At 61.2% G+C, this 15,377-nt stretch carries 12 protein-coding genes; 1 reads left to right on the forward strand and 11 read right to left on the reverse strand.

Annotated features, from left to right (window positions below; translation table 11 throughout):
• Positions 1 to 106: 106 nt before the first annotated feature.
• The 8 genes from ACESWY_RS02035 to trhA all read right to left on the reverse strand — a co-directional run bounded on the left by ACESWY_RS02035 (position 107) and on the right by trhA (position 9,346).
• Positions 107 to 1,303: an Nramp family divalent metal transporter gene (locus ACESWY_RS02035; protein ID WP_117640528.1), complete on the reverse strand. Its 1,197-nt coding sequence runs from the start codon at positions 1,301 to 1,303 to the stop codon at positions 107 to 109.
• Positions 1,304 to 1,377: 74 nt separating this feature from the next.
• A complete protein-coding gene (locus ACESWY_RS02040; RefSeq protein WP_373092758.1) occupies positions 1,378 to 3,222 on the reverse strand; it encodes a magnesium transporter in 1,845 nt (614 codons plus the stop codon).
• Between the two features lie 328 nt (positions 3,223 to 3,550).
• Positions 3,551 to 4,957: a polysaccharide deacetylase family protein gene (locus ACESWY_RS02045; RefSeq protein ID WP_373092756.1), complete on the reverse strand. Its 1,407-nt coding sequence runs from the start codon at positions 4,955 to 4,957 to the stop codon at positions 3,551 to 3,553.
• Positions 4,958 to 5,029: 72 nt separating this feature from the next.
• Entirely contained in the window at positions 5,030 to 5,785 is a 756-nt protein-coding gene (locus tag ACESWY_RS02050; protein ID WP_148332907.1) for a PRC-barrel domain-containing protein, read from the reverse strand.
• Positions 5,785 to 6,174: a YtxH domain-containing protein gene (locus ACESWY_RS02055; RefSeq protein ID WP_035136593.1), complete on the reverse strand. Its 390-nt coding sequence runs from the start codon at positions 6,172 to 6,174 to the stop codon at positions 5,785 to 5,787. The genes ACESWY_RS02050 and ACESWY_RS02055 overlap by 1 nt, the downstream gene beginning before the upstream one ends.
• Positions 6,175 to 6,310: 136 nt before the next feature.
• Positions 6,311 to 7,156, reverse strand: coding sequence for a cyanophycin synthetase family protein (locus ACESWY_RS02060; RefSeq protein ID WP_373092753.1), 846 nt, complete (start codon positions 7,154 to 7,156; stop codon positions 6,311 to 6,313).
• Positions 7,157 to 7,180: 24 nt separating this feature from the next.
• A complete protein-coding gene (locus tag ACESWY_RS02065; protein WP_055285343.1) occupies positions 7,181 to 8,554 on the reverse strand; it encodes a hemolysin family protein in 1,374 nt (457 codons plus the stop codon).
• Positions 8,555 to 8,662: 108 nt separating this feature from the next.
• Entirely contained in the window at positions 8,663 to 9,346 is a 684-nt protein-coding gene (trhA, locus tag ACESWY_RS02070) for a PAQR family membrane homeostasis protein TrhA (protein ID WP_172676303.1), read from the reverse strand.
• A 186-nt stretch (positions 9,347 to 9,532) separates the two neighbouring features.
• On the opposite strand from trhA, the gene ACESWY_RS02075 reads away from it, so the two are divergent.
• Positions 9,533 to 10,498 (forward strand): alpha/beta hydrolase, encoded by a 966-nt coding sequence (locus ACESWY_RS02075; RefSeq protein ID WP_373092750.1) that lies wholly within the window; start codon positions 9,533 to 9,535, stop codon positions 10,496 to 10,498.
• A 164-nt stretch (positions 10,499 to 10,662) separates the two neighbouring features.
• On the opposite strand, the gene ACESWY_RS02080 is transcribed toward ACESWY_RS02075, so the two are convergent.
• From ACESWY_RS02080 to ACESWY_RS02090, 3 genes are all read right to left on the reverse strand, one after another.
• Complete coding sequence (locus ACESWY_RS02080; RefSeq protein WP_148332909.1) at positions 10,663 to 11,868, reverse strand: DUF362 domain-containing protein; 1,206 nt, start codon at positions 11,866 to 11,868, stop codon at positions 10,663 to 10,665.
• 109 nt (positions 11,869 to 11,977) lie between these two features.
• Positions 11,978 to 14,644: an ABC transporter permease gene (locus ACESWY_RS02085; RefSeq protein ID WP_148332910.1), complete on the reverse strand. Its 2,667-nt coding sequence runs from the start codon at positions 14,642 to 14,644 to the stop codon at positions 11,978 to 11,980.
• Between the two features lie 8 nt (positions 14,645 to 14,652).
• Entirely contained in the window at positions 14,653 to 15,366 is a 714-nt protein-coding gene (locus tag ACESWY_RS02090; protein WP_148332911.1) for an ABC transporter ATP-binding protein, read from the reverse strand.
• Between the last annotated feature and the right edge of the window lie 11 nt (positions 15,367 to 15,377).

Genomic DNA, 15,377 nt, shown 5'->3' on the forward strand with positions numbered 1-15,377 from the left:
TCATATTTGGCATTTTTTGCCCACCGCCATATAACTAACGCCCTATAGCAGACAAAAAACAGGCCGCAGCCCATCGCTGCGGCCTGTTCGGAAGCAAAAGTGGGCGTTAAGCGCTGTAGCCCATCGCTTGCAGCACAAACATGACGACCGTGAGCACCGTAATCACGGCGATAGTCGCCCAAGTGAGCACGTTCCACACGCGGCCATTGCGGTTGGCACCCATGATGTGACGGTCGGCGGCGATAACCACCTGGAACACCAGAACCACGGGCAGTAGCACGCCATTGATGACCTGTGAGGTCATCATAATCTGGAACAGATCGACGCCGGGCATAAGCACCAGCACGGCAGAGATACCGATGATGGCCGTAATGATGCCGCGGTAAACCGGGGCCTCGTCCCAGCTGCGGTCGGCACCGCGCTCCCAGCCAAATGCCTCGCAGATAGCGCTCGACGTAACGCCCGGCAGCACGCAGGCGGCCAAGAAGCTCGCCGCGACCAGGCCCGAGGCAAACAGTACCGTGGACCACTGACCCGCAATAGGCTCCAGCGCGCGGGCGGCATCGGCGGCATCGCTAATCTGAATACCCGCCGGGAACAGCACCGTACCGGTCGTGATGATAATGAAGCCCGCAATGATATCAGCAGCGATCGAGCCGCTCACGGTATCGATACGCTGCAGCACGATGTCGTCCTCGCCCGCGTTCTTATCGACCACGTTGTTCTGCGCCAAGAAAATCATCCACGGCGCGATGGTGGTACCGATCGTTGCGACCACGAGCGACACGTAGCTGGGGTCATTTTGAATGTTAGGCACGACCAGGTCGACCGCGACCTCACCCCAGTTGGGGCCAGCCATAAACGCGGCGACAATATAGGTCACGAAGACGCAGCTTACCAGCAGCAGAATCTTCTCGATGCGCTGGAAACTACCCGACATGGTAAGCATCCACACCAGCAGCGCCACCAACGGCACCGAGATGCTCGCCGGCACGCCAAAGAGAGCAAGGCCGCTGGCGATACCCGCAAACTCCGAAATGGTCACAGCCGTGTTGGCGATCAACAGCGCCGCCATAGCAAGTACACTCTTGCGCACGCCAAAACGCTCGCGGATGAGCGATGCCAGGCCCTTGCCCGTGACGCAGCCGCAGCGCGCCGCGGTCTCCTGCGTCACGATGAGCAGCACAGTCATGACGGGAAGCATCCAGAGCATCTTGTAGCCATAGCTGGCGCCCGCACTGGAATACGTTGCAATGCCGCCGGCGTCATTGCCCGAAAGCGCCGCCAGCAGACCGGGACCCATAGCGCCAAAGATGGCCGCGATGGTCAGCTTTTGCTTGGTGCCCGACTTTTGCTTGGTATTTTGCACGCGACCACCTAACCCATGACTGACATGGCGAGCAGCACCGCGGCGATGCAATACGCCACACACGAGATCATGACGGCAATAACGTTCATGGCGGTGCCCGACGTGTTGAGGTCATGCTCGTCACGCCAGAACAGCACCATCAGGTAAATCACGGCGCTCATGTTGCCAACCAGGCAAATGATTGCAGCGATATTAAAACACCCGGTAAAGAGTTGCTCCTCAAACATGGGCGCATCGGGGAACGCGGCGGTGCGCACCAGCTGGGCGCACAGGTAGATCACGAGCGACAGAATCAGGCCCATGCCCGTGCTCTGGAAGAAGAATCCCAGATACGGCTTGGGCTCGTCGTCGTGACCGTCATACTCCAGGAAGTAGTTCTTGACGAACGACACCATGCGCGAGGCCGCCAGCAGCACGAGCGGCATGGCGCACATGGGGAACACCACCAGATGCGCGGAGCCGAGCGCCGTTCCCAGCACGGTCGCCATGATGCACGACGCGATGCCCCATACAACAACCCAGTACTGGCGATGCACGAACCAGCTGAGCACGTTCGTCGAGTCGTCGGACGCGCTGTCGCCCGAGCCGACACCGGCGATCTGCAGGTCCTCCTGATGCTCCTCGGCGATAACGTCCATGGCGTCGTCGAAGGTTACGATACCCAGGATGTGGCGGTTCTCGTCGCAGACGGGGATGGCGACCAGGTCATACTTGGTCATCTCGTCCGTCACGTCTTCCTGGTCCTCGTCGGGCGACACGTAGACCAGGTCGCGATAGGCCAGCTGACCCAGCGTGGCGTCGCGGTCGGCTACGATCAGCGTGCGCAGCGAAAGCACGCCGGTCAGCATGCCGCTCGGATCCTCGGTATAGACGTAGTAGACGCTCTCGAAGTCCTCGTCGAGCTCGCGAATCGCCTCGATGGCGTCACCGACCGTTGCCGTGGCGGGCAGGGAGACAAACTCCGAGGTCATGATGCGGCCGGCGGTGTTGTCCTCATACCCCAGCAGGTTACGAATCGCCTTCTCCTCCTTGACGCCCATCAGGCGCAGGAGCTTCTCGGCCTTCTCGTAATCGAGCTCGTCGATCAGGTCGGCTGCATCGTCCGGGTCCATCATGGCCAGCATCGACGATGCGTCCGTGTCGGACAGGCCCTCGAGCATCTCGGTCATAAGCTCGTCGTCATCGAACTCCGAGATGGCCTCGGCGGCCTGGGCAGTATCGAGCTGCGCAAACACCTGCGCACGTAGGCGCGGGTCGAGCTGCTCGATAATGTCGGCGATATCGGCAGGGTGCAGCTCGCCGAGCGTCTTGTGCGACACCGAGAGTTGAATGTTCTTGGTCGAGCGGTCGAGCAGGTCCATGTAGGACCAAGCGATGATGTCCTCACTGAGCGGCTTGCCCAGGTGCTTCATAAAGCCTTCGACGATATGCTCGAGCGCGGGGCTGATGGCGCGCAGCAGACCGCGGGCGCCGACCTCGGCGCCCAGCAGGCGCAGCTGGTTTTCGCCCGACATGGAAAACTTGATGTCGTTGACGCGCACGACCTTCATGCCCTGCGTGTCGACAATCTGCTTGTTGAGCACGTCGCGGGCAAGCAAGAGTTCGGTCGGCTGCAGGTACGAAAAACGGATTTCGGTGGCCGGCGACTTAAGGTGTACGCCCGTCTCGTCGATACGGTCGACCCATTTGCGCCAGCTGATCATAAACGGCGTCTTGCCGGGGCCGCGGAACGCGAGCGACGTCACGTGTGGAAAAACTTCGCCGGTAGCAATGCCAAAATCGTTCACAACGCCGAGCTTTTCGCCGTCGACGTCCAAGACCGGCAATTTGAGCATCTCACTCAGATAATTCAATGGTGCTCCCCATCATTATTCCTCCGGACGCGACCGCGCGTGCGGCGTCCGGGGGCTTCTGGATATGTATACGCATGCGCGGGCGGCACGCCGCTCGACGCTTACACCCCGTGCATGCGCAAATAGCACCTGCATGGGGTCATCGACTGTATGGTCGAGGTTTGGATTTCACCTGTAACCTTTCTCTTGACCCTCATTAACCGCAGTAACTATAGCATCAGCATCGCCCTGCGGCATCGAATTTATGCGCTGCACATTGCAGGCATACCAAACGCTGACGCATCCGTGACATAGCTGTTGGGGACGTTCTTAAACGACTACCCAATAACTACTCTGTGGTGTCGTCGTCCTCGGCAAGTTGGGGGAACACGGCGTCCTTGGGCATGGCGGCCTTCGTCAGCGAGGTGAGCTTTTTGCTCAGCGACGTGTCCGTCTTGACCAGGTCGCTGAGCGTCACGATCTTGTAGCCGTCGGCAATGAGGCCGTCGATAATCTGCGGCAGCGCCTCGAGCGTCTGCTCGGCGCATTCGTCTCTATCGGTAAGCAGCACGATATTGCCCGGCGTCACCGAATCGAGCACCGTCGAGACCTGCTCGTCGGCACCGTTGAGCAGCCAGTCGCCCGAGTCAATATTCCACGAGACCACGGCGGAGACCAGGTCCCTCGCATCAATCCAGTTTTGCTCGTCAAAGGCAGCGTAGGGAGCACGCAGCAGCATCGTCTTCACGCCGGTCGCCGACTTAATCGCATCGGTGCCTTTCGTGATCTGTTCGCGTACCGCCTCACGGTCCCGACCCTTGAGCGAATCGTCGCTGTAGCTGTTGGATCCGATCTCGCACCCGGCATCGACAATCGCCTTGGCCGTGGCAGGCGAGGCCTCGACCGCATCGCCCGAAAGGAAGAACGTCGCGGTGACGCCCTTTTCCTTGAGCACCTGCAGGATCTGCTTGGTGGCGCCGCTCGGACCCTCGTCAAACGTCAGCGCCACGTACTTTTTGTTGCCCTTGGGCGCCACGCTGGCGCACGCAACGACGCAATCGGTGGCGGGCACAACCTCGCCGCGGTCCTGCGTCTTGCCCGACTGCTCACCAACCCACACCTCGGAGCGGCCCTGGACACCCCACGTCTGCACATACTCGATAGCGCCCGTACCCTCGACCTTGAGCTTGGGCTCGATAACCGTAGCCTGAACCTCGTGCTTCTCGTAGATGTTACGGCCATCCTTGACCGTCACCTTCTCGCCGCCCTCAAGTTCGCGGCTATCCCATTTGCCCTGCTTCACGCGCTTGCCGTCGACCTTCACCGACAGCTTTTCGCCCCCATGGCGCTTGAGCACGCTGTCATCGACGGCCAGCAGGTCGCCTGCGTCGTAGGTGTCAGTCAACTCCTGGTCGTCGATGAGGTTTTGTAGCGTAGAGCCGACGCGCACTGCGGTCTTCTGGCCGTTGAGCTCCACGTCCACGCTGCGGTTGACGTAGCCCACGACGGCAGCGATAAACAGCACGAGTGCGCAACCCACGGCGATGAGCGCATAGGGCAGGCGAGACGAACGACGGGGTGTGCGGCTGTTGCCGATGCGAGCGCTGCGGTCGCTAAAGCCGCGGCTATGGTTGAGATACATCGCGCCGGGCTTACGGTGACGGCGGCGCTGACCGCTGGGCAGCTGCCCCAGGTCGCGGCGCGCCGTCGGACGCGCACCCGAACGCCCGTTTAAGTTGGATCCGTTTTGGCGCATATGCCCTCCCCCATAAACACAGCAAGCCGGAGCAACAGGTCTCCGGCTTGCCTCCCATCATTTGGTACGTCGCTATTTTGTAGCTTTTGACGAGCCTCCGCTCGCCTTTTGGTATTCGTCCTTAAAGGCCTTGAACATGCCGCGCGTCTTGCCGAGCTGCTTGCCCAGTGCGCGACTGCCCTTGTCCACGGCAACCGATCCCTTGTCGTCGAGCACCTTGGCGCCCTTTTTGACCTTGTCGCCCACCACGACGCTGGCCTCGGCGGCCTTGGCAGCCGCACCGCCCGAATACCCGAGCGACTTGACCTCGTCCGAGACGACCATCGCGCCGTTCTCGTAGCCGCGCAGCATCGTCGGCGGCACCTGCGTGTCACCAACCAAAACACTCGAAGCAGCACCGGCGGTCACATAGAATGCCTGCACGATGCCCGAACGCGGCTTGAACTCCACATCCGAGCAATAGCCCACGACGTCGCCCGATTCCGTGCGCACGTCCATACCGACCCAGATGATGCAATCGTCCAGGTTGATGTCGAGGCGCTTGGCGGCGGCGGCATCGTACGTGTCCTTGACGTCATTGACCGCAATGGCGCCCTCGTAGACACCAATGGCGTCGAGCGCTACGAATCGGTCGGGACGCTCGATCATGCCCGCGATATCGGACTGGCGGACCATAAAGCCGACCACGCGCGTACCGCCCGGGGTAAAGACCGGAAAGTGAATCTTTCCGAGCTTTTTAGGGCTGCGCGGCGTGCCGTCCTTTTTGGTGCGCTTGTCCTCGGTAGGCTTGCGATAGATCTTGGCGCCGACAAAATCCCCGGCGCGCATTATGCCTCGGTCGAGGGCTCCGCAGCCTCGGTATCAGCCTCGACGGCGTTCTCGACCACGACGTCGGCGGCAGGCGTCACGTTGCCGCCCGAAATGGCGTCGTTGAGCTGCTCGCGCAGCTGGTCCATGCGCTCGCGGGCCAGGTCGACCTTGGCGCGCAGGTCATCGGTCTTGGCGTCGACCATCGGGCCAAAGTCATTCACCGCAGCACGGGCCTCCTCGGCGCTGTGCTCGTAGGTGTCGCGCATATTGTCCCAGGCGTCGTTGGCGATATCGGCAGCCATGGCGCGGGTCTCGGCGCCCGAACGCGGGGCCAGAGCAACGCCGACAATAGCGCCGGCAGCGGCACCAAAAAGTGCGCCGGAGACAAAGCTGAAAGTCTTACCCATGATCATTCCTCTCCTGCGGGCACGTCGGTGCCCACCGTTTGAATGCTGTCCATTATACCCGCAGCGCATCACTTGCCGCTCCGCTCATCTGCGTACGGCAAAGGCGCAGGTACGTGATGGTGATAAACGCGTAGGCCTACTCCTGGGGCATAGCCGGCATGGCCGCCGTGGCACCCGGGTCCTCGCCGGCGCCGTCCACGAGCGGCAGGCTGCCCTCATGCGCAGGTCCTGCCGGAACCGTCGCCGCACCGCCAAAGACGGCAGCGGAAGCCTCGTGGTTCTCGGCAACCGCGCCCTCGGTATCAATCGCCACCTGGGGCTCGTCGTCAAAGTTGGGGACACCCTGGGGCTCGGTGGGAACGGGCTCGGCGGTCGCATCGGAAACGGGCCCGGCGTCGACCGGCGCATCGCCCTCGTCAGCGCCCTCGTCAGCGCCCTCGTCCTCGGCAGCATCTTCGCCGTTCGCAGCGGCGACGGCCTCGTGAGGATCCTTGCCCTCGGCCTCGGCGCGCATGCCCAATACCAGGTTGCGCAGGCCCGCGACCGTGCCTTCCACGTCAGGGGCAGGCTGGTCGGCGTGCAGATAGGCCCAGTCCATCATAAAGGTGGCCGAAGACAGCGCGCCGATGGCCAGCGCGTCGTCGGGGCACGAAAGCTCAACCTCAAAGACGCGCTCATCGTGCTCGCTTACGCGCGTGCGGCCGCACGAGATGCTACCGGCAAGACCGGTCTCGTTCATGAGCTCGACCGTCACGTGCTCCAGCAGGTGGCAAAGCTCGGTCTGGCCCATGCAGTCCTGGAACTCGCGACCGGAATCACCCAGGCACAGGTGCTTGGCAATCGCCGGCACCAGGTAGTACACGCGCGCCGTGGCCTCGATATCCTCCGAGGTCATGAGCGGCATGCCGGGGTTCACCAGCACGTGCGCGCAGATCTTGTCCTCGCTGACGGTGACCTTAAGGATGTTGAACAGGCCTGCCATAACTCTCCCCTACTCTTCCTTGTCCTACTCGTCGCCGTCGTGCGGATTCGCAGAACCCGCACCCGACGTCGTCGGCTCGTCTACCGAAGACTCGGAATCCTTCTTATCGGTTTCGGCCGGAGCAATCACGCGAATGAGCGAGATGCGCTGGCCACGCATCGACTGCACCTTGAACTTGTACCCCGCGACCTCAAACACCTCTCCGATGTCGGGCACCGAGTCACAAAGCTCCAAAATCCAGCCGGCGATGGTCTCATAATCATCGCTTTCCTCAAGCGGCCAACCAAGCTCAATCGCGTCATCGCACGAAAAACGCCCATCGACAAGCCACTCGCGGCGCGAAAGGCGCGTGAGATACTTGTTGTCGGGGTCGAACTCGTCCTCGATCTCGCCGACGATCTCCTCGACGATGTCCTCGATGGTGATGATGCCGGCCGTGCCGCCGTACTCGTCCACGACCACCACGATCTGGTCGTGCGAGGTCTGCATCTCGGACAGCAGCGGCAGGATGTCCTTGGTGTCGGGCACAAAGGTGGCGTCGCGCAAAAAGCCGGCGATGGGCTGGTCGCCCTTGCCGTCGAGCGCGGGCTGAATCAGGTCCTTGATGTGCGCGATGCCGGCGACGTTGTCGGGATCCTCGTGATAGACGGGGATGCGGCTAAAGCCGGTCTGGCGCATGGTGGACAGCACGTCGGCGACCGTCTCGTCGTCCTCGCACATGGTGGTGTCCACGCGCGGCACCATGACCTCGCGGGCAACGGTGTCGCCCAGGTCGAAGATCTCGTGGATCATGCGCTTTTCCTCGTCGAGCAGGTCGTCCTGCTCCGAGACCATGTACTTGATCTCTTCTTCCGAGACGTTCTGGCGGTCGTCGGCACTCTTGATGCGCAGGATACGAGCCAGGCCATCGGAGCAAGCACCAGTTAGCCACACGAGCGGACGGGCGATCTTTTGGAAAAACGACAACGGCCCCACAACCTGCTTGGACACGCCTTCGGCGTTGGCCAGGCCGATGCGCTTGGGCACAAGCTCGCCGATCACAATGGACACGAAGGCGACCGCGACGGTGATGATGACCGGCGCCAGGCCGCGCGCGATGGCGGAGAGCGGCGCGATGCCAAAGCTCATGAGCCACGTGGCGAGCGGGTCGGACAGACTCGTCGAGGCGACGGCGGACGAGGCGAAGCCCACGAGCGTGATGGCGACCTGGATGGTGGCGAGCAGCTGGTCGGAGTCGGCAGCCAGCTTAATGGCACGCTCGGCGCGCTTGTCGCCTTCCTCGGCCTCGTGCTCCAGCACGGCGCGCTTGGCCGTGGTGAGCGCCATCTCGGACATAGAGAAGTAGCCGTTGATGAGGGTCAAAACGAGGGTGGTGATAAGGGAGATGGTTATGTCCATCGGGAGTTTCTCGAACCTCCAAGATTCGGGACGTCGGATTAAAACGTTGGTGGCGGATACGGCAATTGCACTGGCGACCGAGCGGGGGCACGGGCGCTGGCGTGGTCGCTAGATTACGAAGAGGATCACCGCCATGAACTGGAAGATGCTGCCGGCGAGCACCCACAGGTGAAACACGCTGTGCAGATAGCGCACGTTTTTGGCGATATAGAACGGCACGCCCGCGGTGTAGCACACGCCGCCGACGGCGAGCAGGGCAAGTGCCACGGGGTTGAGCAGCGCCACGAGCTCGGGCAGCTTAAAGACAACGAGCCAGCCCATCAGCAGATAGACCAGGCCGCTTACCCAATGCGGCTGGCGCTCGCGTAGGAAGCACTCGAGGGCGATGCCGATGATGGCGATGGCCCATACGGCAAAGAACAGCACAGCGCCGCCGTCGTTTGCGAGCGTGATGAGGCAAAACGGCGTATAGCTGCCGGCTATGAGCAGGTAGATGCAGCTGTGGTCGATGATGCGAAACACGCGCTTGGCGCGCGCGGGCTGAATCGCGTGGTAGAGCGTGGAGGCTAGGTATTCGAGGATAATGCTGACGCCATAGACAATCGCCGCGGCCATATGGGCCGGGCCTCCGCCGCGCAGGGCGGCGAATACGATCAGGAGCACCAGGCCCGCGATACCCAGCAGGCAGCCGACACCATGGGTGACGGAGTTCATGATCTCCTCGCCCACTGTGTAGTGTGGAACGGCCGCGGTCTTGGGTCGCGGCTTAGAACTGTCGCTCGAATCGGACATGCCGGTTACATCCTCCAACGTAAAGAGTTCTCAACACTATATCAAAGCGTCTAGGTACGTGCGAAATTTGCACCATACGTGACCCTTTGTTTACCCATTCTTTGCCTGTTGACGCATCAACGGCGAACGTCCATAATGCGCTTGCATTAAATGTTGATGTATTAACATCTTATAGGAAAGCTTCTTATGTCTCAAAACGCACGTTCCCATCGAAAGCTCAAGATAGCCGGCGTCGTTGCACTGGTGGTTGTCGTTGCGCTGCTCGGATTTGCCGGCAACTTCCTGTTTGACTTCGCGCTGAATCCCCGCGCGCCATACACCATGAAGATGATGCAGGATAGCAAGAACGACAAAGAAGGTGAGCAGCCGGATGCCGAGGATACCGAGGCGCGGGCATGGTTTAAAGAGAACCGCGAGAGCAGGAGCCTCACCGCGGACGACGGGACCGAGCTTGCCGCCTGGTATTTTGCTGCGTCGGAGAGCACGCACGACTACGCCGTCTGCCTGCATGGATATACCAACGAGCCCATCGGTATGGCCCGATACGTCAAGCGATTCCACGACCGCGGCATGAACGTACTCGCGCCCGCCGCGCGCGCCCACGAGCGCTCCGGCGGCGACTATATCGGCATGGGCTGGCCCGAGCGGCTCGATGTCGTCGCATGGATCGAGCAAATCGTTCAGGCTGACCCCGAGGCACGCATCCTGGTCTTTGGCGAGTCGATGGGTGCGGCAACCGCCATAAACGTCGCGGGGGAACCTCTGCCCGCAAACGTGAAATGCATTATCGAGGACTGCGGTTATACGAGTGTTTGGGACGAGTTTTCTCTGCAGCTCAAGAACGTGTTCGGCTTGCCCAGCTTTCCCTTGCTCGATGTAGCAAACTTGGTATGCAACGTGCGCGCGGGCTACGACTTTCATAAGGCGAGCAGCGTGGAGCAACTCAAACACGCGACGGTTCCCATGCTGTTTATCCACGGCGACCAGGACACTTTTGTGCCGTACAGCATGCTCGACCAAAACTACGACGCGTGCGCCAGCAAGGTCAAGCAAAAGCTCACTATCCATGGCGCCACCCACGCCAAGAGCGCGCAGGTCGACCCCGAACTCTACTGGAACACGGTCGACAACTTCCTCGACGAGTATTTTTAGGCAAAAAGCAACGTCTGGGGTTTTGTTGCCAAAAAACGGTTTGTGGTCGGCGGGATTCGATTTTTCGCCGCACTTCCAAAAAGCCGCCCGTGAGCGCTGTGCTCACGGGCGGCTTTTGCTCAACTAACGCTACAAAGGCGCTTATTTTGTCCAATAGCTAGGCGCTACTTGACCTCGATGAGCTCATACTCGCTCGTGCCCAGGCCAATCTTCTCGGCGTGCGCGATGCACACGCGCCAGTCGGTGTCGGGATGCGTGATGCAGAAGGGATCCTTGGCCTGCTCGCCCTCCAGATACTCGTGGTTGTGCTCCATCTTGGCCGCGCTATCGGTGAGCTCGGTGTTGGGCAACGGCTCGGATGCCATGACGGCATCGGCGCAGGCCTGGTCAATGGCGACCGGGTCGAAGCTCGCGAACATGCCGATATCGTTGACGATAGGCGTGTCGTTTTCGGGATGGCAATCGCAGTTGGGGCTGATGTCCATGGCAAGCGAGATGTGGAAGCTCGGGCGGCCGTCGACGACGGCCTTCGTATACTCGGCGATCTTGCAGTTGAGCACGTCGGCCGCGGCCTCATAGCCGGGCTTGATGCAGTCCTGGTTGCATGCCGCAATGCAGCGTCCGCAGCCCACGCAGCGATCGTGGTCGATGGCAGCCACGTGCACCGTGCGAGTGTTGCCGTTGGCAAGCTCGCGCTCGCGGGTATCGTCAAACGAGATGGCGTTGTGCGCACAGATCTTTTCGCAGGCATGGCAGCCAACGCAGTGCTCGGTCGCGACGTTCGGCTTGCCGGCGGCATGCTGCTCCATCTTGCCGGCACGGCTACCGCCTCCCATGCCCAGGTTCTTCATGGCACCGCCAAAGCCGGCCTGCTCATGGCCCTTAAAGTGGGTGAGGCTGATCACGATATCGGCGTCCATGAGCGCCTGACCGATCTTGGCCTCGTGCACGTACTCGCCGCCCTCGACCGGGACGAGCGCCTCGTCGGTGCCCTTGAGGCCGTCGGCGATGATGATCTGGCAACCCGTGGCATACGGGGTAAAGCCGTTCTGGTAGGCGGTGTCGATGTGCTCGAGCGCGTTTTTGCGGCTACCGACATAGAGCGTGTTGCAGTCGGTGAGGAAGGGCTTGCCGCCCAGCTCCTTCACCACGTCGGCGACGGCGCGAGCGTAGTTGGGGCGCAAAAAGCTCAGGTTGCCCAGCTCGCCAAAGTGAATCTTAATGGCGACGAACTTGTTCTCAAAGTCGATCTGCTCAATACCGGCGTGACGGATGAGGCGCTTGAGCTTGTCGAGCTGGCTCTCGCGAGCATGCGTGCGCAGGTTGGTGAAGTACACCTTAGCGGGTGCTGCGGGTGCAGTTGCGGTCATAGATATATCCCCTCGGTCTATATGGCGTTACAGACATAGAGGATGGTACCAGTTAAAGCAGAGTTAAAGTCAAGTACGACACCTAGTCGTTGGGAACGTTCTTAAATGACTACTCTTGGACTTTGAGGGCTTCGGCCAGACTGACGCGCTTGATGGAGCGCGTGTGCAGCAGCGCCACGACCAGGTAGGTCGCAAAGCCGATTCCTGCGCACGCCGCCATGGACCAAGCGGGCACGTAGATCTCGATATTGCCGTTGTAGGCGAGCAGCATCGAGCGGAAGATGGCCGTGAGCGAGCCGATGATCACGGGCAGGCTCAGCACGAGCGACGCCGCCACGCACAGCGTGATCGAGCGGATGTACAGATGCGAGATCTCGCCATCGCGATAGCCAAAGACCTTCATGTAGCTAATCGAACGGGCGCTGTGGTCGATCACAGCCTTGGTCAGCAGGTACATAAACAGCAGAAAGATGAACACCGCGAGCCCGACCATCATGCCGATCATTTTGCTCATCATGCCGATGAACTGGTCGCCCACGGCACGCATGTCGTCGGGCGTGGTGTCGCCGGCAAAGTAACGAGCATCGAGGTTGAGCTTCTCGTCGCTCACATAGCCGTTAAAGTAGGCCGCATCGTTGCCAAAGAGCTCGTTAAAGTCATCGATACTCATATAGATATTCATGTCCGACTTGGAGCCCCAGGCACAGTCCTTGCCCGCATACTCAAGGGAATAATTCTCGCCCTCATACTTGTCGCCGAGCGTGACCTTCTGGCCCTCGCTCCAGCCAAACTTGTCGAGCAGGCCGCCGCCAAAGACGACGTGTCCGTCGCCGACGTTGAGGCCTTTCCAATAGCACGAATCGGTTGAAATGCCGTAGACGGAAATCGTCTCCTCGCCATTTCCATCGCCGCGGTCGTATTGCAGCTGGTAAACGGCGTATTTCTCGGCCTGTGCGATTGCGCCCGCGCCGTTATCGGTCGTATTGACCGGGTGGATATCGTCGTTGTCAGTGTCGATCTTAGAGGCCTTGCCGATCAGGTCGATAGTCTCATCGCGGTCGCAGCCGAGAGCGTCGGCAAGGTCATCGAGGCGCGCATAAAGCGCATCCTTCTTGTCCTGGACCTTGGCAAGCGCATCCTGCACTGCGGTCAGGCTCTCGGCAGACGGAGATGCGGTCGCGGCATCGGCTGCCGCCTGCGCCGCATCGGCCGCGTCGTCAAGCTCGTCATCGGCATCCTGAGCGGCGGAAAGCAGCGCGCCGTCCACCGACTGCAAGCGCTCGAGTGCCGACCACTGCTCACGTTCCTCGGCGGTGCCCTCAAGCTCCAGCGGCGCCTTGAGCGTGTACTGGTACTCGGCGACCAGGCTCGTCTCGAGGTTATCCGCGTAGTGCGTCATCGTGGGCAGAATCGCCAGGCCAAAGAGCAGCAGCAGCGACGCAAACGCAATACCTACGAAGAGCGTGGCGAAGTTGCCCAGGTTGCGCAGGAAAATACGCAGGCGGAAGCGCGAAACAAAACCCACGCGCTCCGGCAGCTGCAGGCCGCGCTTGGTGCCAGATTTGCCGCTCGCCTCGTGACGAAGGAACTGCAACGGCGTCTTGTCCATCTTGCGAAGCAGGCCCACCAGCGTGATGAGAATGAGCGCAGCGGCGGGAACCACGGCGCACTTCACAAAGATCCCCCAGCTCCAGTACACCTGGAAGGGAGGCAGGCTGTACGAACCGTAATAGAGGCTGCGCATGGGCTCGGTAAAGAACACAACGCCGAGCGCGGTGCCCAAAAGCGCCGCGATCACGCCCACGGTAGCGGGAAGCGCAAGGTAGTGCAGGACGATCTCGCGTCGACGATAGCCGCTGGCGAGCAGCGTGCCGATGATGGCGCTCTCCTCCTCGATGGTGGCGTCGGTAAGGACCACAAAGACGAACGCCATGATCACGATGATGATGTCGAGCAGCGTCATCCACATCATGGAGTCGCCGTCTACGTCGTCGCGCGCATAGCCAATGCCCTGGTTGGAATCGGCATCGATCAGATCGTCCACGCGCGCATCGGCGTCGGTCAGCGCCTCGACCATATCCTGCTCCGCATCGATGCGATCCGCGGTGGGGAGGTCGCGATCGGCAAAGGTAAAGGAGTAGGTGTAGGCGGGCGCGCCGCCGGCATCCTCGAGCGCGGCAAAGCCGGCATCGGTGACCTCGGCCACGCCATAAGTGATGGTGTTCACCGTAAAGTCCGAATTGTTGAGGAACAGCGCCTGGCTATCGGGCTGGGTCATGATGCCGCAGATGGTGTAGGTGCGGCCCTCAAGCTCGACCTTATCGCCCACGGACAGGTTGTTATTGGTGGCGAAGACACGGTCGATCGCCACTTCATCGTCCGTTTTGGGCTCCTTGCCCTCACAGTAGGACGCGATATCGACCTTGGTGCGGTGCGCATAGGTGCGCAGCGTGCGCTTGGTGCCGTCGTCGCCAGCGGTCTTTTTGATGATGGCGTCGATGGAGAAATTCTTGTAGAGCGTGACGCCGCCGACGTCGCCGGCTGCATCCTCGGCGGCCTTGAGTTGATCGTCGGTAGCCTCGAAGGAGGTGGTCACGCGGCCGTCCTCAATCGTGTACGCATCGCGCATGTCATCGATAAGGCAACCGATAGAATGCGCTGCGAGCAAAAAGCCCGAGGTGAGAGCGATGCTTCCGCACATAAGAAGAAAGATGCCCAGGTACTTGCCGATATTGCGGCGCAGCTCGCGCGGGAGACGTTTTGCGAGAGGTGTCATGGCGCCGCCTACCAATCGAGCTCGGCGGCTGCGACGGGCGACTCGTTGAGCTCATCCTCGACGATGCGCCCGTCGCGCAGGCGCAGCACGCGATTGGCCATGCGGGCGATGGCGGCGTTGTGCGTGACGATGATGATGGTGCAGCCGTACTCGTGATTGACATCCTCCATGAGCTGCAGGATTTCCTTGGACGTCTTGTAGTCGAGCGCGCCCGTGGGCTCGTCGCACAGCAACAGACCCGGGTTCTTGACGAGCGCACGGCCGATGGCGCAGCGCTGCTGTTGGCCGCCCGAAACCTGACGCGGGAACTTGTTGCGGTGCTCGTAGAGGCCCAGCGAACGCAGCAGGTCGTCGACATTGAGCGGGTTTTTGGACAGGTGCGCCGTGACCTCAATGTTTTCCTTGATGGTGAGGTCGGGCACCAGGTTGTAGAACTGAAAGACAAAGCCCAGCTCGCGGCGGCGGTACTCACCCAGGTCGGCGGGCTTGAGCACCGTGAGGTCGCAGCCGTCCACCATGATGGAGCCGGCGTCGGCATCCTCCAGGCCGCCGATCAGGTTGAGAAAGGTCGACTTACCCGAGCCCGAGGGCCCCAGCATGACGCAGATCTCCCCGCGGTTGATGGACGCGTCGATGCCATCGAGTACCGTCAGGCGTGCATCACCGTCGCCGTAATGCTTTTTGAGATCCTTAACCTGGACATAGGCTTCCTGCGTTGCCATGGTATCCCCCG

This window comes from Collinsella aerofaciens ATCC 25986 (assembly GCF_964237925.1).
GTDB lineage: Bacteria > Actinomycetota > Coriobacteriia > Coriobacteriales > Coriobacteriaceae > Collinsella > Collinsella aerofaciens_BJ.